The organism is Synechococcus sp. BA-120 BA3, assembly GCF_034931285.1.
Lineage (GTDB): Bacteria > Cyanobacteriota > Cyanobacteriia > PCC-6307 > Cyanobiaceae > Cyanobium.
In genome coordinates this window covers 1-601 of record NZ_JAYGHZ010000234.1, presented here as the reverse complement: position 1 = coordinate 601, position 601 = coordinate 1, and the positions used below count along the sequence as shown (strand labels likewise).

The 601-nt window shown below is 67.4% G+C and carries 2 protein-coding genes; one reads left to right on the top strand and one right to left on the bottom strand.

The window, feature by feature from the left end:
- A partial coding sequence (locus tag VB737_RS07500) for a hypothetical protein (RefSeq protein ID WP_500312282.1) occupies positions 1-362 on the bottom strand: 362 nt, incomplete at its 3' end.
- Between VB737_RS07500 and VB737_RS07495 the strand changes: the two genes are divergently transcribed.
- Positions 354-601: hypothetical protein (locus tag VB737_RS07495; protein WP_500312281.1), on the top strand; the 248-nt coding region annotated here is incomplete at its 3' end. The two genes, VB737_RS07500 and VB737_RS07495, sit on opposite strands and share 9 nt — an antisense overlap.

Sequence of the window (601 nt, the reverse complement as noted above, 5' to 3'; positions counted from 1 at the left end):
AACAGGAAGTGGTCGAGGGGGGCCTGGCGGGGCAGGGCCCCGGGCTCCAGGGTGTAGCGGAAGGGCTGGCTGCGGAACCAGCCGCTGGCGGCATCCAGCCGCTCCCGGTCACTGCCGAGGCGCCGCCAGCCGGCGGCCAGGGCCTCCAGCCGCGGGTTCTCGCCCAGCGGCAGCAGCAGGTCGACGGGGCCGGGGGGGGCGGTGCGCCAGCCGGGCTGATCCGCCTTCTGTGTCAGGGCATAGACGCGTCGCTGGCTGCCCGGGGCCCGGTTCAGCAGTTCGCCGCTGCGCTGCAGGTTCAGGTCGGCGGACAGGGGCCGGCCGGAGCCGCTCCAGGGCACCGCCGCCAGGCCGTGTGGCAAACCGCAGCAACTGAAACAAGGGGCGTTCGGCACGGCGCAAACAACACAGACCTGCTGACCAACACCCGCAGCAATGAAACACCACTTGAATTGCCCAAAGCCGGCGAACTGGAAGACATGCTGGCCGATTACCGCGCCACAGGTTCAAGCCTGGAACACCACCCTATTTCATTTTTGCGCAAGCAACTGGCACCGTACAAAATAAGGCAGGTTGAAGAATTGCGCACTTACCCCAACGG